The sequence below is a fragment of the Streptomyces sp. NPDC088261 genome (genome assembly GCF_044740805.1).
Taxonomy (GTDB): domain Bacteria; phylum Actinomycetota; class Actinomycetes; order Streptomycetales; family Streptomycetaceae; genus Streptomyces.
This window is the reverse complement of the sequence record NZ_JBIURL010000013.1, coordinates 145499-168485: the sequence shown is the minus strand read 5'-3', so window position 1 is coordinate 168485 and position 22987 is coordinate 145499. Positions and strand designations below refer to the sequence as shown.

Annotated in this window: 19 protein-coding genes and 1 pseudogene; 9 read left to right on the top strand and 11 right to left on the bottom strand. The window is 72.6% G+C overall.

Annotated elements, in window-relative coordinates; translation table 11 throughout:
• Nucleotides 1–22 precede the first annotated feature (22 nt).
• The 7 genes and pseudogenes from ACIODU_RS24320 to ACIODU_RS24290 form a co-directional block, all read right to left on the bottom strand.
• Nucleotides 23–895 carry a DUF5707 domain-containing protein gene (locus ACIODU_RS24320; RefSeq protein WP_401769873.1) on the bottom strand — a complete coding sequence of 291 codons (873 nt, stop codon included), beginning with the start codon at nt 893–895 and terminating at the stop codon, nt 23–25.
• Between the two features lie 137 nt (nt 896–1032).
• Nucleotides 1033–1929 carry a calcium-binding protein gene (locus tag ACIODU_RS24315; RefSeq protein WP_401769872.1) on the bottom strand — a complete coding sequence of 299 codons (897 nt, stop codon included), beginning with the start codon at nt 1927–1929 and terminating at the stop codon, nt 1033–1035.
• Between the two features lie 127 nt (nt 1930–2056).
• Nucleotides 2057–5203, bottom strand: coding sequence for a sacsin N-terminal ATP-binding-like domain-containing protein (locus ACIODU_RS24310; protein ID WP_401769871.1), 3147 nt, complete (start codon nt 5201–5203; stop codon nt 2057–2059).
• A gap of 156 nt (nt 5204–5359) precedes the next feature.
• Nucleotides 5360–5893, bottom strand: a pseudogene (locus ACIODU_RS24305) (UTRA domain-containing protein); the annotation flags it as partial.
• Between the two features lie 36 nt (nt 5894–5929).
• The gene (locus ACIODU_RS24300) at nt 5930–6127 is read right to left on the bottom strand and encodes a DUF397 domain-containing protein (RefSeq protein WP_401769870.1); all 198 of its coding nucleotides are present in this window, start codon (nt 6125–6127) and stop codon (nt 5930–5932) included.
• A 6-nt stretch (nt 6128–6133) separates the two neighbouring features.
• Nucleotides 6134–6985, bottom strand: a complete 852-nt coding sequence (locus ACIODU_RS24295) for a helix-turn-helix transcriptional regulator (RefSeq protein WP_356432914.1) — start codon at nt 6983–6985, stop codon at nt 6134–6136.
• A gap of 951 nt (nt 6986–7936) precedes the next feature.
• Nucleotides 7937–8884: a DUF3027 domain-containing protein gene (locus tag ACIODU_RS24290; protein ID WP_401769869.1), complete on the bottom strand. Its 948-nt coding sequence runs from the start codon at nt 8882–8884 to the stop codon at nt 7937–7939.
• 554 nt (nt 8885–9438) lie between these two features.
• Here ACIODU_RS24290 and ACIODU_RS24285 point away from each other — a divergent pair.
• From ACIODU_RS24285 to ACIODU_RS24270, 4 genes are all read left to right on the top strand, one after another.
• Complete coding sequence (locus ACIODU_RS24285) at nt 9439–10791, top strand: MFS transporter (protein WP_356431575.1); 1353 nt, start codon at nt 9439–9441, stop codon at nt 10789–10791.
• Nucleotides 10792–10927: 136 nt separating this feature from the next.
• Complete coding sequence (locus tag ACIODU_RS24280; protein ID WP_401769868.1) at nt 10928–11416, top strand: DUF2771 domain-containing protein; 489 nt, start codon at nt 10928–10930, stop codon at nt 11414–11416.
• Nucleotides 11417–11497: 81 nt separating this feature from the next.
• Nucleotides 11498–12250 (top strand): futalosine hydrolase, encoded by a 753-nt coding sequence (locus ACIODU_RS24275; RefSeq protein WP_356431571.1) that lies wholly within the window; start codon nt 11498–11500, stop codon nt 12248–12250.
• Complete coding sequence (locus ACIODU_RS24270; protein WP_401769867.1) at nt 12247–13176, top strand: 1,4-dihydroxy-6-naphthoate synthase; 930 nt, start codon at nt 12247–12249, stop codon at nt 13174–13176. The genes ACIODU_RS24275 and ACIODU_RS24270 overlap by 4 nt, the downstream gene beginning before the upstream one ends.
• Before the next feature lie 34 nt (nt 13177–13210).
• Here the strand turns inward: ACIODU_RS24270 and ACIODU_RS24265 are convergent, their stop codons facing one another.
• On the bottom strand, nt 13211–13594 hold the full coding sequence (locus ACIODU_RS24265; protein WP_161312687.1) for a cold-shock protein: 384 nt from the start codon (nt 13592–13594) through the stop codon (nt 13211–13213).
• 177 nt (nt 13595–13771) lie between these two features.
• Between ACIODU_RS24265 and ACIODU_RS24260 the strand changes: the two genes are divergently transcribed.
• On the top strand, nt 13772–14086 hold the full coding sequence (locus ACIODU_RS24260; RefSeq protein WP_356431569.1) for a hypothetical protein: 315 nt from the start codon (nt 13772–13774) through the stop codon (nt 14084–14086).
• Here ACIODU_RS24260 and ACIODU_RS24255 read toward each other — a convergent pair.
• Nucleotides 14029–14736 (bottom strand): HAD family hydrolase, encoded by a 708-nt coding sequence (locus ACIODU_RS24255; RefSeq protein WP_401769866.1) that lies wholly within the window; start codon nt 14734–14736, stop codon nt 14029–14031. The genes ACIODU_RS24260 and ACIODU_RS24255 overlap by 58 nt on opposite strands.
• A gap of 126 nt (nt 14737–14862) precedes the next feature.
• On the opposite strand from ACIODU_RS24255, the gene ACIODU_RS24250 reads away from it, so the two are divergent.
• Genes ACIODU_RS24250 through ACIODU_RS24240 form a run of 3 tightly spaced genes read left to right on the top strand, consistent with a single transcriptional unit; the run spans nt 14863 to nt 17890 of the window.
• Nucleotides 14863–15900, top strand: a complete 1038-nt coding sequence (locus ACIODU_RS24250) for a FecCD family ABC transporter permease (RefSeq protein ID WP_401769865.1) — start codon at nt 14863–14865, stop codon at nt 15898–15900.
• Nucleotides 15897–16979, top strand: a complete 1083-nt coding sequence (locus tag ACIODU_RS24245) for a FecCD family ABC transporter permease (protein ID WP_401769864.1) — start codon at nt 15897–15899, stop codon at nt 16977–16979. The genes ACIODU_RS24250 and ACIODU_RS24245 overlap by 4 nt, the downstream gene beginning before the upstream one ends.
• Nucleotides 16976–17890 carry an ABC transporter ATP-binding protein gene (locus ACIODU_RS24240; RefSeq protein WP_401769863.1) on the top strand — a complete coding sequence of 305 codons (915 nt, stop codon included), beginning with the start codon at nt 16976–16978 and terminating at the stop codon, nt 17888–17890. Before ACIODU_RS24245 ends, ACIODU_RS24240 begins: the two co-directional genes overlap by 4 nt.
• Before the next feature lie 102 nt (nt 17891–17992).
• Here the strand turns inward: ACIODU_RS24240 and ACIODU_RS24235 are convergent, their stop codons facing one another.
• On the bottom strand, nt 17993–19111 hold the full coding sequence (locus tag ACIODU_RS24235) for a hypothetical protein (protein ID WP_401769862.1): 1119 nt from the start codon (nt 19109–19111) through the stop codon (nt 17993–17995).
• Nucleotides 19112–19506: 395 nt separating this feature from the next.
• On the opposite strand from ACIODU_RS24235, the gene ACIODU_RS24230 reads away from it, so the two are divergent.
• A complete protein-coding gene (locus ACIODU_RS24230; protein WP_401769861.1) occupies nt 19507–22062 on the top strand; it encodes a helicase-associated domain-containing protein in 2556 nt (851 codons plus the stop codon).
• Nucleotides 22063–22196: 134 nt separating this feature from the next.
• Here ACIODU_RS24230 and ACIODU_RS24225 read toward each other — a convergent pair whose 3' ends face one another.
• Nucleotides 22197–22898, bottom strand: coding sequence for a VanZ family protein (locus tag ACIODU_RS24225; RefSeq protein ID WP_356431559.1), 702 nt, complete (start codon nt 22896–22898; stop codon nt 22197–22199).
• Between the last annotated feature and the right edge of the window lie 89 nt (nt 22899–22987).

The window sequence follows — 22987 nt, the reverse complement described above, 5'->3', positions numbered from 1 at the left end:
CGCGGGCGTTACCGCGCGAGGACTACTTCACGTCGACGTAGTCGCCAGCGACGTTGATCGCCGGGGTCGTGGCCGTACCGACGAAGCTCCACCGGTAGTAGCCGTCGACCGTGGCCTTGTTCGTGGTCTTCAGCGCACCCGTCGTGGACGTCTTGACACCCTTGACGTTGGTGTACGCGGTGGTGGTCGGCTTACGGAACTGGAGGATCACCGACTGCGTCGAGTAGCCCGCGTACAGCCCGGTGTCCCAGTTCGCACGCGACAGCTTGCCCGTGATCGTGACGGTGCCGTTCTTCTTCACCGGCTCGGGGGCCGCGTCGACCGTCAGCTTCGACGCACGCTGGATCTTCACGGTGCCGGAGGCGTCGATCTTGGTGTCCTCGCCGTCCTTCGAGGTCACCCAGGCGCCGACCTTCCAGGTCGTCGCGTCCTCGTTGATCAGCTGCTCGGAGGGGACCGTCACCGTGAGGGAGCAGGTGGACGTGGTGGCGGTGGCCGCCTTGCAGGTGGCGGACTCCTCGTTCTGGTAGAAGGCCCAGATGGGGTCCTCCGGGGACGTGCCCCGCCAGATGATGGTGGAGAACCCGTCGATGCCGGAGTCGTCCGACGCGGTGACGGAGATCGTCACCTTCTTGCTGTTGGTCGTGCCGACCACGATCGGCTTGCCGCCGTTGATGACGATCTTGCTGACGACCGGGACGGCGGCCTTCGCGGCGAGCGAGCGCTGTCCCGCCTTCGGGAGCGCGGCGCGCTGCTCCGCCGGGAACCCGTAACGGTCGCTCACCGGGAAGTCGCCGCGGGACGGCGACGCCTGGGAGGCCTGCGAGGCCGGGATCGCGAGGGCGGACAGGGCCAGGGCGCCGGACACGACGGCTACGGTGGTGCGAATACGCATATGTGTGAACTCCCCGGGGAGGTGTGCGGGCCTGGTGACCCACACACCAGACCCGCAAGCCGAACCGAAGGTTGTACACAGGTACGAAGGTTTCGCGAAGATCGCCGACCGGCGTGTCGTTCGCGAGGGTGACGTGGTTACTTCACGTCGATCGCGTCGCCCGCCGCGCTGACCGCCGGGGTCGTGGCCGTACCGGCGAAGCTCCAGCGGTAGTAGCCGTCGACCGAGGCCGTGACCGTGGTCTTGAGGGTGCCGGTGGAGGACGTCTTGACCGTCTTCACCGTGGTGTACGCGGTGCTCGTCTTCTTACGGAACTGGAGCTTCACGGACTGGGTGGCGTAGCCCGCGTTCTTGTTGGTCTCCCAGTTGGCGCGCGACAGCTTGCCGGTGACCGTGACGGTCTTGCCCTTCTTCACGGGCTCCGGGGTGGCGTCGACCGTGAGCTGGGAGGCGCGCTGGAACGCGACCGTGGAGGCGGACTCGTTCAGGCCGGGCTCGTCCACGTCGATGTCGTCGTCGTTGCCGTACGCCACCGCGAGGACGTGCCAGGACGTGGCGTCGGCGTTCTTCAGCTGGGTGGGCTTGATCGTGACGCTGCCGGTGCAGGTCGTCGTGGTCTTGTTGACCACCTTGCAGGTGACGGAGTCGGCGTCCGGGTCGAACGAGTCGGCGTTCGTCCCCGACCAGAGGCCGGCCACGGCGACCGCGACACCCGACGCGTCGGTGGCGGTGACCGAGAACGGCACCTTCCTGCTCTTGGTCTCGGTCGCGGTGACGACGATCGGCTTGCCGCCGTTCACGGAGGCCTTGGTGATCACGGCGGGCTTGTTGACCGCCGCCGCGAGCGCCGAACGCTTCAGCGACGGCGCGGGCGTGGCCGTGTGGTCCTTCGCGACGTCCTGCACGGCGCCGGTCAGGTGCGCGATCGCGGCCTGGGAGCCGCCCTGCTGCGCGGCCTGGGAGGCCGGTACGGCGAGGGCGGAGAGCGCCAGTGCGCCGGAGGCCGCGGCGATGACGGTGGCACGAATACGCATGTGTTCCCCAAGTACTGGTCCTGCGAGTCTGGGTGACTCGCAGGACCAGACCGGAAGCTCTGGCCAATGGTTGTACGTACGGTCATTCCTTTACGAAGACCAGAAACACACCAGACCTGGCCAAAACTCAGTCGAACCAGCGGTCCCGCTCCAGCTCCTCCGTCCGCGACGGATCCTCCAGCAGCGCCGCCACCTCGAACCGCCGCGGCCACTGCCCGGCCGCCCACGCGAGCCCCGCCGCCACGCCCTCCAGCGTCGCCGCGTGCACCACACCGTCCGGGGTACGCCGCCAGTCGAGTTCGACGCCCCCGGCGACCAGCTCCTCGTGCTCGACGTACGTCTCCGGCGTGCCCGCGCCCAGCAGGGCCCGTACCGGCTCCGGTACGTCGTGCTCCTCGCCCTCCGTCGTCACCTCCGCCGGGACCGTCTCGCCCAGTCGCCGTACCTGCAACAGCTCCGCCAACTCCCCCGCCTGCGAAGGGGATACGGGCAGCAGCGCCAGCCCGCCCGCCAGCGGCAGCAGATCGGGCGCGTCGGCGATCACCGCGTCCCCCGCGTCGACCACCCGTACCTCACCGTCCACCACCACCCGCAGCTCGTCCGGCAGCGTCACCTGGTCCGGGTCGAGGTCCGCCAGCGCGGTGTACAGGGCGTGGAGCTGCGGCGCGCCCACCATCCTGTCCGGGTCGGCGAGGCGGCCCAACAGCTCGGCCGCGCCGCCCGGTTCGTCCAGGAGGGCGGCGACGGAGGTCCGTACCCCCAGCGCGTGCAACACCTGCGCGTCGTCAAAGCCGGACGCGTCCACCGGGTCGTACAGCCCGGCCAGCAGCGGGTCGCCGCCGGCCGCGCGCAGACCGGCCGGGCGGCGGCCGTCGAGGACGGGATGGTCCCGGAGCCACCACGCCGTGTAGGACCGTACGGACTCCGTCGTGCCGTCGGGCAGCAGGACCCGTACGGACTGCGTCAGCGCGTCCCGCAGCGGCGGGCGGGCGAGCAGCGCGAGGGCCTGCGGCCAGGCGTCGTCGTCCACCAGGTCCAGGTCCCGTACGGCCACGATCTCGGTGGCGACCGGCGGCACCGGCGTCTCCGGCAGCCGGTCGAGCACGTCCTCGCACCAGACGTCCACGGCGTCGAGCAGCCCGGCGTCGTCCGGCTCGGCGAAGTCGCCCTCGCGGGGCTCCAGTTCGTCGGGGTCGAGGACGACGTCCGTGGCCCGTACGAGCGCGAAGGTGGCGAGCACACCACAGGCGGCGAGCGGCTGCTCACCCCACTTGGCGGCCAAGTCCGCGTCACACAGGGCGAGTTCGTCCTCCCGCATGAGGGCGGCGAACGGGCTTCCCGGCAGGACGAGTTCACCGGCGGGCGCCAGCTCGCCGTCCTCGTCGGTCAACGCGAGGGCGGCCAGCCAGGGTTCGTCGCCCGGTTCGAGCCCGGCGTCCCGCACCAGCCGCAGGACGGTCTCCGCCAGCTCCTCGGCGTCCAGGGTGTCCGCGTCCTCGTCCCAGATGTCCCCGGCGTCCATGGACGCGGCAACGGCGTTGCGTACCTGGGGAGTTGTGAGGACCGCCCGGGGGGTCGCGGGCATCGCGCCCAGCTTCTCCAGCAGCGGATGCGCGGCGTCGGGGTGCGCGACCTTCAACCCGAGCCGGGCGAGATCGGCGGGCGCCTCGGTGTCGGGGAACGGCAGCAGGACCTGCCGGGGGCCGATCGTCGTACGGCCGTTGGCGAGCGGCACGGGCAGCCCGGACAGCCTGTCGGGGTCGACGCCCGCGAGGGTCTCGTACAGCCGCCGCCACCACTCGGGCGGGCGCTCCGCCCCGGCGATCCGGTCGATGGCGTCGCCGAGCGGCAGCCGCCCCACGCCGAGCGTGCGCAGTTCGGTGCGGCGCTCGAACCCGGCGGGCAGCAGGGTGGGCAGCACCTCCGCCAGTACGCGTACGGTGTCGGCGCCCCCGCCCTCCACGACCTCCGCCTCGAAGGGCCGCAGCGCGGTCAGCTCCTCGCTGGGCCCGGCGGGCGCGAGGAAGGCGACGCGCGGCAGCCGCTCCAGGATCGCCGCGCGCAGCCGCCCGTCCAACTCCCCCTGGCCGAGGGGCCCGGGGACGAGGTCGATCGTGCCGGTGGAGACGGGCTCCCAGGCGCCGAGCAGTTCCGCGTACGCGTCGGCGGCCTTGCCGACGACGAAGTCGGTGAGCGGGCCGGGGGCGGTGTGGCGGCGGCTCGGGTCGAGCGGGAACGACGCGATGAGCAGCGCGGGCACGCCCAGCGGTTCGTCGGTGGGGGTGGGCGCGTGGACGACGGGGGCGGTACGGGGCCGGGCCGGCGCGCCTTCCTCGTCCACGGGCACGGCCCAGGTGACGGCCCAGTGCGGCCGGAGCCGCTCCTCGACGGGCCGCCCCTCCAGCAGCTCCGGCGCGGTGGCACCGTCGCGGGTCACGACGCGCCACCGGTGGATGTCCCCACCGCCGGCGCTGTCGTCGACATGCACGTAAGGCCCTTCGACAGACCGCCGCAGGACGCGCTCCCCACCAGGGGTCTCCACGACAATCTCAGCGAGCCCAGGCAGGGTGAGCAACAAAGCATCGTCAATCCCGTCCAGCAGCCGCCCGACCAGATCGAACGCGGCGGCGTCCCGCAGGGGCAGGACGACGACGGTGTCGTACCCCTCGGGCGGCGCGCCCTCGGCGGGCAGGGGCAGACGCAGCAGCGGTACGTGCCCGTCGCGGCGGCGCAGCTCGTCGCCGAGCCCCGGACTCCCCTGCGCGGCCTCGGCGGCCAGCTCCCGCGCCTCGTCCAGCGACCACCGGACGCCACCGTGGCGCCCGAGGACGGCGGGCTCGTCACTGACGGCGAGCACGGCGGCGAACCCGACCCCGAACCGTCCGACGGCCCCTTCGTGCCCCTCGCGCTTGGCGGAGGCACGGAGCGTACTGAGCGACTCGACACCGGCGGCGTCGAGGGGCGCGCCGGTGTTGGCGGCGCTGAGCACGGCGGGCGCGTCCCCGTCACCCGCCACAAGCCGAAGCCGCAACCGCCCAAGACCCTGTGCGTCGCCCCCTACCCCACCACCCCCGCTGCCCCTACTGGCGGCATCGGCGGCATTCTGGGCAAGCTCGACGACCAACCGGTCGCGGTAACCGCCGAGGGCAAGGTCCTCCTCGGCGTTGGCGTCCTCCCGGAACCGCGCGGGACTGGCCCCCCACGCGTCAAGCACCCCACGCCGCAACCGCCCCGTCCCGAACGGGTCGGCCCCCTCGGTCGTCCTGACGCCCACGGCATGACTCCACTCTTCGGCTGACCGAACCTACGCGGCCGAAGGTACCGCGCGAACCCCTCCCCACGTCGTCGCGGGGTAGCGACGAGGGCCCCCGGGGCCGGGCTCAGGGCAGCAGCTCGCGAATGACCAGCCACTCCTGACCCCCGCGACTGGCTACGCGTCGAAGTCGTACTCCAGAACGTACGACGCGGAGTCGAGGGTCATCTCGTTGACCTCAACGGCCCGCCCCTCGGCGGTGAACGCGGTACGACACACGAGAATCACCGGGGTCCCCACGGACAGCCCCAACCGCTCGGCCTCACCCTGAGTCGGCATACGCGACCGAATCTCCTCGCGGAAGTGCACCGGCGCGACGCCCAACTCCCCGAGCCGCGCGTAGATCCCACCGGGCCCGGCGTCCTCCCGCACCACAGCCGAACCAGCCACCAACTCGGCGGGCAGATACGAGGTCGCCAGCGAAACGGGCTTGCCGTCGACCACATACCGCCGCCGACGCACGCACACCCCCGCACCCACCTCAACCCCAAGAACCTCAGCAACCCCTCCAGGCGCAGGCCCCTCCCCCACCTCCACCTGATCGACGATCAGCTCCCGCCCCTCGGTGTCGGCAACCCCGATCGAGCGCCCACCGCCCCACCGGTCCGCAGCCAGCCGCTCAACACCCCGCCGCCGTAACGGATCACGGTCCGCCATGAACAACTCCCCCTCATCCCGGGCCACACATCAGATCAGGTGGTCGAACTCGCCAGCCTTGACCCCAAGAACAAATGCGCGAAGCTTCTCGCGGCTTGTTCTCACTATCGTCCCAGGCGAATCGCTCTCACGGATGAGGATCCCATCATCCCCGACAGCAAGCTCAACACAGTTGGTGTTCCCGCTGGAGAACGAGGACTTCAGCCAGACGAGTTCTTCAGGCATCATTTCAACTCACATTTCCTCTACGAGACGGTGAATGAACTTTCTTGAATCCTCGGCACCGAGCGAGACACTCTCCACCATGCCGAAGAGCGAGCGGTATTTCTCGAGCAACGGCACCGCGTCCAGGAACACGCCTTCATCCACGGCATCCACATGCACGGTGTCGAGCTGCGGCACGGGCCCACCCACGTAGAGCATCGACTGCGCGGAGCCGATGAAAGCATCGATGTTGAACGGGATGACACGAATCGTCACGCGGGGCCAGTCGCAGACCTCCAGCAGAGACTCCAACTGCGCTCGCACGATCTGACGGCTCCCGTAACGCATCCGCAGGGCGGCCTCGTGAACCACCACATGAAACTCGGGCGGAGCTTCCCCGTCGAAGATCTTGCGCCGTGCCAGGCGATGCTCGATCCTCACTTCCAGGTCATCATCGACGATGCCGGGATTACCGCTCTCGAAGATCGCCCGAGCATAGGCTTCCGTCTGAAAGATGCCCGGAACGGCCAGCATTTCGACAGCACGCACGTACGTCGCATGATGTTCGAGCTCGGAAAGATCGAGCAACCCGGGCGGCAGAGCGCCGCGATATTTCTCCCACCACCCCTTGCCTCGCTCCGAGGCCATCGCCACGAGGGCACCGATCAACTGCGCGTCCGTGGACGAGTAGTGCGCGGCAAGACGACGAATCCGCTCACCACTGACGCCCCACCGGCCGGCCTCGATGTGGCTGATCTGGGAACGTTCTCCACCAAGAAAGGCGGCGGCAGCACCACCCGACATCCCTACAGCTTCACGGAGCTTGCGCAGCTCCGTACCCAGTCGCACCTGCCGCGCTGTGGGACAGCTCCTGGCCGGCATGGGCCCCCTCCTGGTCGGCGTCGCTCGGATTGTCCCGCGCCACGATGCCTGGGGTCCACTCCATCGCGCACATCTCACCTCACTGTTGAGACAGACCTCACAGTTGTGCCCTATGGTCGACGCAGCACGCCATGGGTACACAGGCAGAGGAGCCATCCATGATCGCCAAGGCGCAACCGAAGGTAGGTTCGCTGGTTCTGGACACAGCGATGGGCAGGCTGGCGGAGTTCTGTGGGGTGGTGGGATGTAGCTGGCTCCTGCGCCCCGAGTTCGGCGGAGCGCCGTGGGACGCGGACCCGGGACGGGTCCGGCTGACGGGTGTGCCCGTCGACACCACGTCGGCCCCTCTCCCACTCGCCGACTGTCGTGAGTGCGACGACTGGTGGTGGGCGGAACAACTCGCCTTAGACGTCGGCGCATTGAGTGAGGCGACGGACTGTCGCGTCTTGCTGCGCCGGCATCGGTACGCAGCGCATGGGGCGGCCGGGGTGCGCCGGTGAGTGGTGGCGCTTACTGATGTCCTCAAGCGCCGGACAGGCTGGATTGTGCGCGGGTTGCGCCGCCCGTGCGGGTCAAAGATGTCCTCAAGCGCCGGACGGCTTGAGGAGGCTGCCTGCCGCCCCGCGCCGGGGTGGGCCGGGGTTGTCTTGTGCGCGGGCCTGGAAGGGGGACGGGCAGGGGTCGTGTCCGGAACGTAAAGCGTGTTTTGTGTCGCATGACTACCGTTACGCAAAACGAGGGCGCGCACGCGACGTAAAACATGCAGTGCAGGACACGACCCCTGCCCGGCCCCCGGCAACCGACCCGCGGACAAGGAACTCGCCCGCAGCGGGCACAATCAAGCCCGTCCGGCGATTGAGGACATCAGTAACCCGCACCCGCGCCCCGGGCAGACGCCACAAACAAGCCCGTCCGGCGATTGAGGACAAGAAGGGCCCGCCCCAGGGCGGGCTACGCGTCCGTCGGGCCCAGGGGGAACGCGTCCGTCGCCATCGAGTCCATCACCGGCGGCAACGGCCTCAGCGGTGGCGGCATCACCGCCGCCTCCGAGTGCCCCCCGCACCCGTACGCCAGCGACACCACGTGCCCGTCCGCCGGCGAGAACTCGTTCGCGCAGACCCCGAACGCCTGTCTCAGCGACCCCGCCAGCGGCAGCAAAAACCCGCACGACACGCACGGCGCCGGCGCCGCCTGCGCCATCGGGGTCCTCGCGCCGAAACCCTCGTCCCAGCGGTCCGCCGCCAGGTGCAGCCCGTACCGGGACAGCACCCGCGCCCGGCGCATCCCGAGCTCCTCCGCCACCGCGGCGATCGTCCCCCGCGCCGTACCGGACGCCGACCCGGGAGAGGACTCCGGCGACCATTCCGAGGCCGACGCGCCCGACGCCTCCGACGCCCCCGACGCGCCCGACGCGTCCACCGCGTCCGCCGCCTCCGCCTCCACCAGGTCCGCCAGGTTCTGCGGCGTCACCGCCGACGCCACCACCGAGTTCGGCGGCGCCGACTCCTCCGCGTTGTACCCGGGCTCCAGCCGCAGGTCCTCCGCCTCGGTCGGCAGCAGATCCCCGGGGCCCATGTCGCCGGGACGGAGCCGTTCGCTCCACGGCACCCATTCGGGTGCCAGCAGGGAGTCCGGGCCCGGCAGCAGCACCGTCTCGTCCAGCGTGACGAGCTTCGCGCGGGACGCGCGGGTGACCGTCACCGCCCAGCGCCAGCCGCGGTAGCCGGGCTCCTTGCACTCGAAGAAGTGGGTGACGACCCTGTCCCCGTCCGCCACCGCCGTGACATGTTCCCCGACAACACCGGGGTAGGCCGCCTCCTCGGCAGCCGACCGGGCGAGGTCTACCGCCTCGGCGCACAGACGGTCAGGGGTTCGGCTTCGCGTCGTCGCAGCACTCACAGGTCTCGCTTCTCTCCTACGCCGTCTCACGGGTGCGCCGGCCGAGTAGCGATGTACGAGCCGAGGGCGGAGCGGACCAGAGGGCCGCATCGACGTCCACGCCCGACCTCTTCCCGGGCACACCTACCGTCATCCATTCTGCGGGATGACAAAGAGGCGCGCGGCCGAGAACAACCGCCGGTGGCGCGCTACGCACGCTACCCCCTCTCTCGCCCCCCGCCCACCTGCACGCCGTCTTTCCCGCACTTCCGGCCACACCGCAACAATGCCGTAACCCTGGTGAGGCCGGGTGAGAGGCGGGTTGCGGCGAATTTCGGCCCACTCCGAGAGTTTCCGGCGCGTCAGCCCGGAATCCCCGGTTCGGCGTGACCCACGCCGCCCCGCCCCGGCGGAGCACGCGCGCGACCGGGCACGCGCGCGTGACCGGATGAACACCGTCCGCCGTCCCGGTGACCCCCGCGCTGACACCCCCCGCTCCTCCGTCATGGCACTGTCACGGCCCCGTCATGGACGGGATCGGTTCGCATCCCCTGTGGGTGGGGCACTATGACGGGGTGGCAGCCGCAAGGTCGTCCGACGACGCCGGCCCGCTCCGCAGGACGGGGCGGGCTGTCGGGCACGCCCTGCGCCTGCCGTTCACCGCCTCCGCGCGCGGCATCCGCAAGGCCACCCACGCCCACGGCGCCGGCGAGTCCGGGCTCGGCAAGCTGATCGAGCTGCACGCCGTGAACGGCGCCGGCGACGTCATGATCACCGTCGCCCTCGCCTCGACCGTCTTCTTCTCCGTACCGACCGACGAGGCACGCGGCCGCGTCGCCCTCTACCTCGCCGTCACCATGGCGCCCTTCACCCTGCTCGCCCCCGTCATCGGCCCCCTCCTCGACCGGGTCCCGCACGGTCGGCGCGCCGCGATGGCCGCCGCCATGCTGACCCGGGCCATCCTCGCCATCGCCATGTCCACGTTCGTGGCGACCGGCGGCCTCCAGCTGTATCCGGCGGCCCTGGGCGTGCTCGTGGCGTCCAAGGCGTACGGAGTGGTCCGCAGCGCCGTCGTACCGCGTCTCCTGCCGCCGAACTTCTCCCTCGTACGGGCCAACTCCCGGGTCACCCTCGCCGGACTGCTGGCCACCGGTGTCGCGGCGCCGATCGGCGCGGGCCTCCAGATCGTCGGCCCGCAGTGGCCGCTGTACGGCGCGTGCCTGATCTTCACCGGCGGCACGATCCTCGCGTTCACCCTGCCGCCCAAGGTCGACTCGGCGAAGGGCGAGCGGAAGGCGCAGCTCGTACGGCACGGCGAGAAGCGGCCCAGCCTGCGGTCCGTGGGGCCCTCCGTCCTGCACGGGCTCCAGGCGAACGCCTCCCACCGCGCGTTGTCCGGCTTCCTGACCTTCTTCCTCGCCTTCCTGCTGCGGGAGCACCCCCTCGCGGGGCAGAGCGCCGCCGTCTCCCTGGGCATCGTGGGGGTCTCCGCCGGGGTGGGCAACGCCCTCGGTACGGCCGTGGGCTCGCTGCTCAAGTCGCGCGGCCCCGAGCTGATCATCGCCACGATGCTGGGGCTCGCCCTGACGGCGGCGATCTTCGCGGCCGTCTTCTTCGGCGGGCTCGCGGTGGCCGTGCTGGGCGCGGTGGCGGGGCTCACCCAGGCCCTGTCGAAGCTGTCGCTGGACGCGACGATCCAGCGGGACGTACCGGAAGAGGTCCGTACGTCCGCCTTCGCGCGCTCCGAGACACTGCTCCAGATGTCCTGGGTGGTGGGCGGCGCGATCGGGATCGCCCTGCCGCTGAACGGCTCGCTGGGCATGTCCGTCGCCGCGGGCATCATGGGGCTCGGCGCGCTGGCGGCCGTACGGGGGCTGATCCGCACCTCGCGCCCCGCGCCGTCCCAGCACCTGGGGCAGCACGGCTGACCGGAGAGCCGACGTCCGGACGCCCGGACACCCAGGCACGTCCAGACATCCGGGGACGTCCACGAGGGACCACGCCCCACCCCGCATGCCCGCCCCCGGCGCGGCGCGGACTCCGGCGACCGATAACCTTCGGCCCATGACCGTTGCGTTCTTCTCTGGTAGGGGCCGCCGGGCCGGCGTCGCCCTCGGCGCTGTGTCCGCCGGACTCCTCGTCCTCGCCGCCTGTGACAAGCCGACGCCGCTCGCGACCGTGACCGTCGGCGACGACTCGTGGAACAGCGGGGCGAACTGCTACAACGACGGCAAGACCATCGCGCAGAAGGACCTCCTGAACTGCGTCAAGAAGAAGGCGGAGAACACCGTCAAGGTGAACTCCACCGACGAGGTGCACCTCGGGGTCGAGCCGTCCATCGCGGACCACAGCTGGGCCGTCATCGTGGACGGCACGCCGGTCTTCGACGAGCCGACCAAGAAGACGTACCGCACGATGACGGCCGCCGCGTTCTTCGCCCCCGACCCGCAGACCGGCCAGCCCGCGCCCAAGACGCGCCAGGTCAGCTTCCTCAAGATCGACGGCAAGTCGTTCAGCGGCGTGTGGAACTTCACCTTCGAGAAGACCTCCTGAGTCCCGGGAAGACCTCCTGAATCAGGCAACCCTCCTCACCCCGTCCAGGACCCCGAAGCCGACCCGCCGGAGGCCCCCGCCATGCACGTGCTCGTAGTGACGGCGGTGGCGGCCGAGGCGGACGCCGTCGTCGCCGGACTCGCCGGATTCACCGCCCTCGGGCTGCGGGAGATGACGGGCGGGTACGAGTTGCGGGGCCACGCCCAGTACATGCCGCGCCCGGCGTCCGTGCGGATACCGGTCGTCGACGTCCTGGTGGGCGGGGTCGGCCCCGCCGCCTCCGCCGCGGCCACGGCGACCGCGCTGGCGTTCTCCACGTACGACCCGCCGTACGACCTGGTCGTCTCGACCGGCATCGCCGGCGGTTTCGCGCCCCACGCGCCCCTCGGCTCGCTCGTCGTCTCCGACGCGATCGTCGCCGCCGACCTGGGCGCCGACACCCCCGACGGTTACGTGCCGGTGGACGAACTGGGCTTTGGCCGTACGGTCCACCGCCCCGCCCCCGCGCTGTCCGGCCGGGTGGCGAAGCTGCTGGCCGCCGACCCCGCGGTCCGGGTGGTCCTCGCGCCGGTCCTGACCGTCTCCACCGTGACCGGGACGGCCGCCCGCGCGGCCGAACTGACCCGCCGTCACCCGCGCGCCGCCGCCGAGGCGATGGAGGGGTTCGGTGTCGCGGAGGCGGCGTCGGGGCACGAGATCCCCTGTCTGGAGATCCGGGCCGTCTCGAACGCGGTCGGCCCGCGCGACCGGGGCGCCTGGCGGATCGGCCCGGCGATGGACGCGCTGCGGTACGCGTTCGCGGCGCTCACCCCCGTCTTCGAGGAGTCGTCATGACGTCACAGCCTCAGCCCGCCACCGAAGCCGGACCCGCGTCCGGACCCGAGGCCGGGGGCACGTCCGGACCCGCGCCCGTGCCCGCCCGCCCGCTCGACATCGCGTACTCGCCCTGCCCCAACGACACCTTCGTCTTCGAGGCCTGGGCCCACGGCCGGGTGCCCGGCGCGCCCGCGCTCGACGTCACCTTCGCCGACATCGACATCACCAACGGCATGGCGGAACGCGGCGAGTTCGACCTCCTCAAGGTCTCGTACGCCGTCCTCCCGTACGTCCTCGACGAGTACGCGCTCCTGCCCTGCGGCGGCGCGCTGGGCCGGGGCTGCGGTCCGCTCGTGCTGACGAAGGAGGCGGGCACCGACCTCACCGGGAAGACCGTCGCCGTACCGAGCGAACGCTCCACCGCCTACCTGCTGTTCCGGCTGTGGGCGGCCGAGGTGGTCCCCGGCGGGGTGGGCGAGATCGTCGTCCTGCCGTTCCACGAGATCATGCCGGCGGTACGGGACGGCAAGGTGGACGCGGGCCTGGTCATCCACGAGGCGCGCTTCACGTACCAGAACTACGGGCTGCACTGCCTCGCCGACATGGGCGCGCACTGGGAGTCCACGACGGGGCTGCCGATCCCGCTCGGCGCGATCATCGCGAAGCGCTCGCTGGGCGCCGGGACCCTGCGTCTGCTCGCGGACGCGGCGCGTACGTCCGTACGGATGGCGTGGGACGATCCCGAGGTGTCACGGCCCTACGTCCTGGAGCACTCCCAGGAGATGGACCCGGCGGTCGCCGACCAGCACATCGGCCTGTACGTCAACGAGTTCACCGCCGACCTCGGCGAGGACGGGTACGCGGCGGTGCGCGGGCTGCTCACACGCGCCGCGGCCGAGGGGCTCGTACCGCCCCTCCGCCACGACGCGCTGCGGTTCGTCTGAGCCCTCAGCCCTCAGCCGGTACGGCCCCGGCCCGTCACACGTCCAGTTGGTCCGCCACCGCCCGCAACAGGCCCGCGATCTTCGACCCGTTGGCCTTGTCGGGGTACCTGCCGCGCTCCAGCATCGGCGTGATGTTCTCCAGAACCGTCGTCAGGTCCTGGACGATCGAGGCCAGTTCGTCGGGCTTGCGGCGCTGGGCCGCGGCGACCGAGGGCGTCGGGTCGAGGACCGTCACCGACAGCGCCTGGTCCCCGCGTTGACCGGCGACAACTCCGAACTCCACGCGCTGGCCGGGCTTGAGTGCGTCGACTCCGGCAGGGAGGACCGACGAGTGGACGAAGACGTCGCCGCCGTCGTCACGGGAGAGAAAGCCGAAGCCCTTCTCGCTGTTGAACCACTTCACCTTGCCGGTAGGCACGTCTGTCCTCGTCCTCGTACTCATCGATGCGCTGCCGCGCGCGAAAAAGGGTCTGAATAGCACTACAGCGGGTCGCCTGACCCGCCACCCCCAAGGCTAATGGTCCAGGCGCCGGTGACAAGACGTTGCCGGTCGGTTCCTGTCAGCTCCTGTTCCGCAGGGAACTACCCTGGTGCCGTGACTGCTACTCCTGCACCCCGCACGGCTGCTCCCGCGTCCAGCGCGGCGGACGAGGCCGGCCCCGGCGACGGCCTGGTCCGGATCGGCGCGATCGTCTTCATCGTCGGCGCCGTGGCCACGCTGGCCACCGTGGCACCCCTGTTCTTCGACACCCGCCCGTTCCCGACCGCCGCGTACCTCGTCAGCATGCTGATGGGCGTCGGGTTCCTCATCGCGGGCGCGGGCGTCCTGCGTTCCGTGGCGGCCCAGCGCCGTCAGGCGCGGTCGGCGGCCGCCGAGGCGTCCCCGGCCTCCGCCACGCCCGCCGCGTAGGTACCCTCCGCCACCCTCGCCGCGTAGGTACGCAGCCACGCGGGGAACGCCGTGAGGTCCGCCAGGACCACATCCGCCCCCGCCGCCCGCAGCTCCGCCTCGTCGCACGGCCCGGTCGGTACGGCGACGGACAGCGCGCCCGCCGCCCGCGCGCCCCGTACATCACCCGTGTGGTCGCCCACGTAGACCGCCGCCCCGTGCGCGCGCAGCGCCTCCGCCTTGGCCTCCGCCCACAGCGAGCCGACGACGACATCGGGCTCGATGCCGAGATGGGCGAGGTGGAGCTCGGCGTTCGGCTGGAACTTCGCGGTGACGACGATCGCCCGGCCGCCCGACGCCTGGACGGCGGCGACGGACTCCCGCGCGCCGGGCAGGGCCGTCGAGGGGGTGATGGCGAAGGCGGGATAGATCTCCCGGTAACGGTCCCCCACTTCGGCGACGCGGTCCTGGGGGAACCAGTGCGCCAACTCCTGTTCGAGCGGCGGCCCGAGCCGGGTGATCGCGAGGTCGGCGTCGATCGGGACGCCGGTCTCGGCGGTGAGCGCCAGGAACGCGGCGCGGATGCCGGGGCGGGAGTCGACCAGGGTCATGTCGAGGTCGAAGCCGACGGTGAGCGCGGGCGGCGGGGTGAGGGAGGCCATGGGTGCCATTGTGCCCGGCGGCGGATGGCCGGAAAGGGCTGCTTAGACTTAGCCAAGCCTAACCATCCTTACGCCCGCGCCCACCGCCCACCGCTCACGTCTCCCGCTGACACCCCGACCTCCCGATTGGTTCCGATGCCGGCCGCCGCCGCCCCGCCGACCCCCCGTACCAGACACGCCCTGGTCACCCGCCGTATCGGCTGGACGGCCGCCGCCGTCGTCGCGCTCCTCGTCGCGGTCCTGCTGAGCCTCGCGGTCGGCGCCCGCGCCATCGCCCCCTCCACCGTGCTCGACGCGCTCCTGCACGGCGGGCACGGCGACGACGCCGAGGTCGTACGGCACCTGCGCGTGCCGCGCACGCTGATCGGGCTCATGGTGGGCGCCGCGCTCGCCCTCGCGGGCACCGTCCTCCAGGGCATCACCCGCAACCCCATCGCCGACCCGGGCATCCTCGGGATCAGCCAGGGCTCCTCGGTGGGTGTGGTCCTGGCCATCTCGGTCGTCGGCGTGCACACCCTCTCCGGGTACGTGTGGTTCGCCTTCGCCGGCGCGGCGCTGGCGTCGGTGGCGGTGTACGCGATCGCCTCCAGCGGCCGGGGCGGCGCCACGCCGATCAAGCTCGCCCTCGGGGGCGCGGCGATCAACGCGCTGCTGGTGTCGGTGACCCAGGGGGTGCTGACCACGGACGCGTCGACGCTGGACGAGTTCCGCTTCTGGCAGGTCGGGTCGCTCGCCGGGCGGGACACCGACGTGGTCCACCAGATCTGGCCGTTCCTGCTGCTCGGCGCCGTGCTGGTGGTGTCCGTGGCCCGTGGCCTGGACGCGCTGGCGCTGGGCGAGGACGTGGCGAAGGGCCTGGGCCAGAACGTCGCGGCGGTACGGATCCTGGGCGGGCTCGGCGCGACCGTGCTCACCGGCGCGGGGGTGGCGGCGGCCGGTCCGATCGCGTTCGTGGGCCTCGCCGTACCGCACATCGCTCGCGCGATCGTCGGGACCGACCACCGCTGGCTGCTGCCGATGGCCGCGCTGATCGGCCCGGTGATGCTGCTGGTGTCGGACGTGATCGGGCGGATCGTGTTCCCGCCGGGCGAGGTCCCGGCGGGGGTGATGACGGCGCTGCTCGGCGTGCCGTTCCTGGTCGCTCTCGTACGCCGGAAGGCGGTGCCGGCATGACGGCGGTCGTGGAGAAGGCCCGCCCGGCCCGCCCCCGGGTCGGCCCGGCGGGGTATGCGGTCGTACGGGCCGGTCGCGGATCGTTCCTCCTGCACCGCCGGGCGGCCGGGGCGGCGGCGGGGCTGGCCGTGCTGCTGGCGGTCGTGTGCGTGACGTATCTGAGCGTCGGCGAGAGCTTCGTACCGCCGTCCGAGGTCCTGAAGGTGATCCTCGGGCAGCCGTCGCCGAACGAACTGGTCGTCGGGACGCTGCGGTTGCCGCGCATGGTGACCGGGCTGTTCGTGGGGCTCGCGTTCGGGGTCGCGGGCGCGCTGATCCAGACGGTCGCGCGCAATCCGCTGGCCAGTCCGGACATCATCGGCATCAGCCAGGGCGCGGGCGCGCTGACCGTCGGCGCGATGACGTTCGGCGTCACGTCGTACACGGCTCTCCCCTACCTGTCGGTCGCCGGCGGGATCGCGGCGGCGGCGCTGGTGTACGTCTTCGCGTGGCGCGGCGGGCTGCACGCGACGCGTTTTGTGCTGATCGGCATCGGGTTCGCGATCGCGCTGCGGTCGGTGACGACGCTGTTCCTGACGAAGGGCGACTATCTGGTCGCCCAGCAGGCGCAGGTGTGGATGACCGGTTCGCTCAACGGCCGGGGCTGGGAGGAGGCCGCGCCGCTGGGCTGGGTGCTGCTGGCGCTGCTGCCCGCCGTGGCGTGGGCGGCGTACGCACAGCGGTCGGTGTCCCTGGACGACGACACGGCGACGGCGCTGGGGGTACGGCTCGGGGGCACCCGGCTCGGGTTGGTGCTGCTGGGCGTGGTCCTGGCGTCGGTGGCGACGGGGGCGGCGGGTCCGGTGGACTTCGTGGCGCTGCTGGCGCCGCAGATCGCGCGGCGGACGACCCGTACCGCGCAGATCCCGCTGCTGTGCTCGGCGCTGATGGGCGCGGTGATCGTCGTCCTGGCGGATCTGCTGGCCCGCAAGCTGTTCTCGCCGACGGAGCTGCCGGTGGGGGTGCTGACGGCGGCCGTGGGGGCGCCGTACTTGATCTGGTTGATCGTTCGAAGCCGTACCGCAGGAGGCACCGCATGAGCAGGCTCGTCGCCCGGGATCTGACGCTCGCGTACGAGGACCGTACGGTCGTCCACGAGCTGGAACTGGCCGTCCCCGACGGGCGGGTGACGGTGATCGTCGGCCCGAACGCGTGCGGCAAGTCCACGACGCTGCGGGCGCTGGGGCGGCTGTTGAAGCCCCAGGGCGGGGCGGTGCTGCTGGACGGCGAGGAGCTGTCCCGTATCCCGACGAAGCGGATCGCGCGGTCGATCGGCCTGCTGCCGCAGTCGCCGGTCGCGCCGGAGGCGATCACGGTCGCGGACCTGGTGTCGCGCGGCCGGCAGCCGCACCAGGCGTGGTGGCGGCAGTGGTCGGACGCGGACGAGCGCGCGGTGACGGACGCGATGGAACGTACGGACGTGACGGCGCTCGCGGACCGGTCGGTGGACGAGCTGTCGGGCGGCCAGCGGCAGCGGGTGTGGATCGCGATGGCGCTGGCGCAGGAGACGGACCTGCTGCTCCTGGACGAACCGACGACGTTCCTGGACATCGCGCACCAGGTGGAGGTCCTGGACCTGGTACGCCGCCTCAACCACGAACAGGGCCGCACGGTGGTGATCGTCCTGCACGACCTGAACCAGGCGGCCCGGTACGCGGACCACCTGGTGGCGATGAAGGAGGGCCGCGTGGTGGCGGAGGGCGAGCCGGGCGCGGTGGTGACGGCGGAGCTGGTACGGGAGGTCTTCGGCCTGGAGTCGGTGGTGGTCCCGGACCCGGTGACGGGGTCGCCCCTGGTGGTGCCGGGGGCGCCGTACCGGCCGGAGGGGCCGGGGGCGCGGGAAGCCGCTGAGGCCGCTGAGGGCTTTGAGGCCGGGGCGGCGACGGAGACCCCAGGGGCACCGGGGGCCGTTGAGCCTGGGGAATCTCAGGAGACCCGGTACCGGGCCTGAGGCCTCAGGCCTAGGACGACGGGACATCCCGGGACCGGGCGGGGGGCCGGGCGCAGGGCCGGGAGTGGGCCGGGGTCCGGGGCGGAGAGCGAGGGGCCGCCGTCACGCCCGTCTGCGGGAGCGCCACAGCAGGTACAGGGCCGAGGCGATCGCCGCCGTGCGTATCACCACCGGGGCCGCGTCCGAGATCGCGGCGTTCCAGCCGCCCTCCGGGATCGCCTCGCCCCAGCGGCCGTTCGCGCGCCCCCAGAGCCAGAGCAGGCCGCCGGCCACCGTGACGCCCGGGAGGCCGAAGACCGCCCACTTCGTCGCCGCGGGGGAGAGGGCACGGGAGGCGTACGCGAGGAGCCAGCCGCCCGCGAGGGCCAGCCAGGAGCCGAGGAACGCGCCCACGAGCAGGAGCCCGGCGGCGAGCAGCAGCAGGGGGTGGGAGCGGCGGACGGGCCTGCCGGGCGCCTCGGGTTCGGCCGCCTCCACGACGGGCTCGGCACCGGCCTCGGGGCCGGTTCGCCGTTTCGTCAGTGCCCGCCAGGCGCGGCGGCCCCTGGTCTCCGCCTCGGTCGCGTCACCGGCCTCGTCGGCCGCCTCGTCCTCGGGCTTCGGCGGCGGGACGAGTATCTCGGGGATCTCCACCCCGCCCACAAAACCCGGCACCCCGATCCCGCCGCCCATCGGGCCGTTGCCCATCGGGCCCGGTTCGACGCGCCACCAGTCGGTCCTGCCGTTCGAGGACCCCACCTCGTCCATCCCCGCCAGGTGCGGTCCGCGGGATCCGAAGGAGGTGGAGGAGGTGGAGGAGGCGGGGGCGCCGGACGACTGGGCCGGGATCTGGGCGCCCATACCTGTCCCCGTACCCGAGTCCGTGCCCTTGCCGCCCCGGCCGCCTCCCTTGCCCAGCCACCCGCCGCCGCGCCGCGCCCGCTGCTCCGGCACCACCGGTGCCGGGGGCGGCGGCGGCGCGTACCCGCCCCCCGTGTCGCCGGACCCGTCCGTCCCGCTCGACGCCGCCCGCACCACCGCGTTCGGCTCCCCCATGCGGCCGAGGATGCGCCGTACCGCCGCCGGGCTGTCGCCGCCGAACTTCCCGCGCTGCCGGTCGATCTCGTTGCGCAGCGTCGAGACCAGTCTCATCCGGTCCCCGGACGCGAGCTGCTGCTGCCGCGCCGCGTCGCCGACCCGGCTCAGGTAGTCGTAGACGAGCTGGTCGCTCTCGATCCCCACACGTTCCTCCCACAGGTACACGCAGGTGCACGCACGCGATGCTGTCGGAGTCATACCCGTACGTCCAGTACGGACAAGCCCGCCCGGCCGCCTCCGCGCCCGCGTCGGGGGCGGTACGCGACGGTCCGCCCGTATCGTCCGGAACGAGCCGCCGGTACGGGCCGAACACGTCCGCCGGAACCGTACGAACGAGCCCGCGCACGCCGTACGAACAAACCGCACGCCCCGTGCGAACAAGCCGCGCGCCCCGTACGAACGAGCCGTACACCCGGTACGAAGAAAGCCTCCCCCGCCCCTCCCCGCCCGTCCTCCTCCGCCCGGGGGCGCGGCAGACCGCTCCTCAGGGGCTAACGTGGGACGGATGGGGACCCGCGAAGCCTGAGCAGGAGGCGCACGTGCCAGATGGAACCGGCGGTACGCCACCGCGCACCCTCGCGGAGGCCCTGCGCACCCGGGGCGACGACTCCCTCACCGCGCTCCTCCGCGCCCGACCCGATCTGCTCAACCCCGTGCCCAACGACCTCTCGCAGCTCGCGACCCGCGCGGGCACCCGCGCCTCCGTCGTCCGGGCGCTGGAGCGGCTCGACCGCTTCACGCTCCAGACGGCGGAAGCGCTCGCCGTCGCCCCCGAGCCCGCGCCGTACGACACGCTCCGCGCGCTCCTCACCGGCGACGAGGGCGACCCGCGCATCGAGCGCGCCCTGCCCGGCGCCGTCGGACGGCTGCGCGACCAGGCGCTGATCTGGGGCGGTGACACCCGGCTGCGGCTGGTCCGTACCGCCCGCGAACTGCTCGCGCCCTCGCCGACGCACCCGTCCCCCACCGGCCTCGGCCCGACCGTCGCCGAGGCGACCGCCGGGATGTCGCCGGGCCGGATCCAGGAGATCCTGACGGCCGCCTGGCTGCCGTCGACCCACGACCCGGTCTCCGCCGTCGCGTCCCTGACCGAGCTGTTCACGGACCGCACCCGCATGGCCGCCCTGCTGGACACCGCCCCCATGGAGGCGCTGTCCGTGCTGGACCGGCTGGTGTGGGGGCCGCCGTACGGCGAGGTCACGTCCAGCCCCACCCCGCCCGTGCAGTGGCTGCGCGACCGGGGCCTGCTGCTGCCCGCGACGACCCGGACCGTCGTCCTGCCCCGCGAGGTGGCGCTGCACCTGCGCGCCGGGCGGGCGCACCGCGTGATCGAGCCGGTCGCGCCGCCCGTCGCGCCCCGGACGAGCGAGCCGGGTTCCGGTTCCCGTCCCCAGCTTGTGGACAGTACGGCGGCGGGGCAGGCGTACACCGCGCTCGCCACCGTCGAGGAGCTGGCCAAGGACTGGAACGAGGGCGGCCCGAACGTCCTGCGGGCCGGCGGTCTGTCCGTACGGGATCTGAAGCGCACCGCCGCCGCCCTCGGCGTCACCGAGCCGATCGCCGCCTTCTGGGTCGAACTGGCCTACGCGGCGGGGCTGTTGGCGGCGGACGGCGAGGCCGACGAGCGGTACGCGCCGACCCCCGCGTACGACGAGTGGGAGGAGCTGCCCTCCCCCGAGCGCTGGGCGCGGCTCGCCGTCGCGTGGCTGACCGCGACCCGTACGGCGGGTCTGGTCGGCGGCCAGGACGCCAAGGGCCGTACGCTCGCGGCCCTCGGCCCGGACCTGGACCGGGGCCCCGCGCCCGAGGTCCGCCGCCGGATCCTCGACCTCCTCGCCACGCTCCCCGAGGGCACCCCGCCCGACCCGGAGTCACTGATGGCCCGGCTGCGCTGGGAGCGCCCGCTGCGCGGCGCCTCGGCAGCCGGCCGCCCCGACGACCTGCGCGGGCGGCTCGCCGCCTGGACGCTGAACGAGGCGGAGATGCTCGGCCTCACCGGCCGGGGCGCGCTCTCCACCCACGGCCGGGCACTGCTCGACGCGCTGGGCGACCCCGCCGAGGGGATCATCCCCACGCCCGCCGACCTGGCCGCCGCCGGTCTGCGCGCGGCCGCGGCCCTGAGGCCGCTGCTGCCCGAGCCGCTGGACCACGTGCTGCTCCAGGCGGACCTGACGGCCGTGGCGCCCGGTCCTCTCCTGAGACCTCTCGCCGAACTGCTGTCCGTCGCCGCCGAGGTGGAGTCGACGGGCGGGGCGACGGTCTACCGCTTCACCCCCGCGTCCGTACGGCGGGCCCTGGACGCCGGGCAGTCGGCGACCGGCCTGCACGACTTCCTCCGGGCGCACAGCCGTACGCCGGTGCCGCAGCCGCTCACGTACCTGGTGGACGACGTGGCCCGCAAGCACGGTCATCTGCGGGTCGGTTCGGCCAACGCGTACGTGCGCTGCGACGACGAGGCGGTGCTGGACGAGATCGTCGCCGACCGGCGGTCGCAGGGGATGCGGCTGCGGCGGCTGGCGCCGACGGTCCTCTCGGCACAGGCGGATCCGTCGTCGCTGCTGGAGGGGTTGCGGGCGATGGGCTTCGCGCCGGCGGCGGAGTCCGCCGACGGGGACGTCCTGATCACCCGGGCGCACGCGCACCGGACGCCTCCGCGTACGGCGCCCGCGCCGGTGCCGGACGGTCCGCCGGTGCCGGACCCGACGCTGCTGGGGGCGGCGGTACGGGCGATCCGGGCGGGGGACCTGGCGTCGACCGTCGTACACAAGACCGTTCCGGAACCGGCGGGTTCACGGTCCCGTGCGCGGGCGGTGTCGTCCTCGTCGGGAAAGGCGGCCGGACCGTCGAGGTCGGGTGACCTGCCGCGTACGACGTCGGCGGAGACCCTGGCCACGGTCCAGGCGGCCGCCATGACCGGTTCGGCGCTCTGGATCGGGTACGTCAACGCGGAGGGCGCGGCGAGTCAGCGGGTGATCGCGCCGGTGCGGGTCGAGGGCGGCTTCGTGACCGCGTACGACCACACGGCGGACGAGGTCCGTACGTACCCGCTGCACCGGATCACGGGGGTGGCGGAACTGGCGGACGACACGGCGTGACGGGGGCGGGACGGCAAACGGGGGCGGGATGGCAAAACGCCGGACGGGCCGCGAAGCCCGTCCGGCGAAAGCCTGTCCTGCGAAAGCCCGTCCGGCGAGGGAGACCAGCCGGTCCGTTCCGTTCCGACTCCGGTCTAGCTCCGGCGCCCGAGCCGCACCAGCCGCTCGCTCCAGTTGGCCCGGGGCTTCTCCCCCGAACTCGTCATGGGCGTCAGCTTGGGCTTGGTCAACGTCCGCTTCCTCACCGAGGGGCGGGTGTCGGCCGTCCGCGCGGGGGCCGGCTCGGCCACCACGGGCTCGGGGGCGGTCTCGGCGGCCGGCACCGGCTGCGGTACTCCCAGCGCGTGGAACCGCCGCCCGATCTTCCGGCCCAGCAGCAGGTAACCGAGCAGCGCGCCCGAGGTGTTCAGGATCACATCGTCCACGTCGAAGGCACGGCCCTGGACGATCGAACCCTGCGCCAGCTCCACCAGCGCCATGACCACGGCGGTCAGCACGACGACCCGCAGCATCGGCAGCCGGCGCGGCATGAGCACCGGCAGGATCAGCCCGAACGGCATGCCCATCACGATGTTCCCGCCGATCTGCTTGCACGCGGCGAGGAACGTGTAGTCCTCCGCGTACTGCCGCAGCGAGTGCCCCGGCCGCAGGTTGGACCCCGCGATGTCGGCCGAGGCGGGGGACGGCGTGAGCGTCAGGTCGGCCAGCACCGCCGAGAAGGCCACGAGGGCCAGGAAGGCGACCACCAGAATGATCACCCGCAACAGGGCCCGGCCCCAGGAAATCCGTCGCGGGGCGGCTCTGTCCGGTTCTGCCTTGCGCGTCTCAGCGGTCATAGGAGCCAGGTGCCCAGCCCTGGCCCGGACAGTCCCCCCAGACCCTCCGGATCGTGCTTCTCCATCGGCCCGACCCCGCCCCGCCCCCG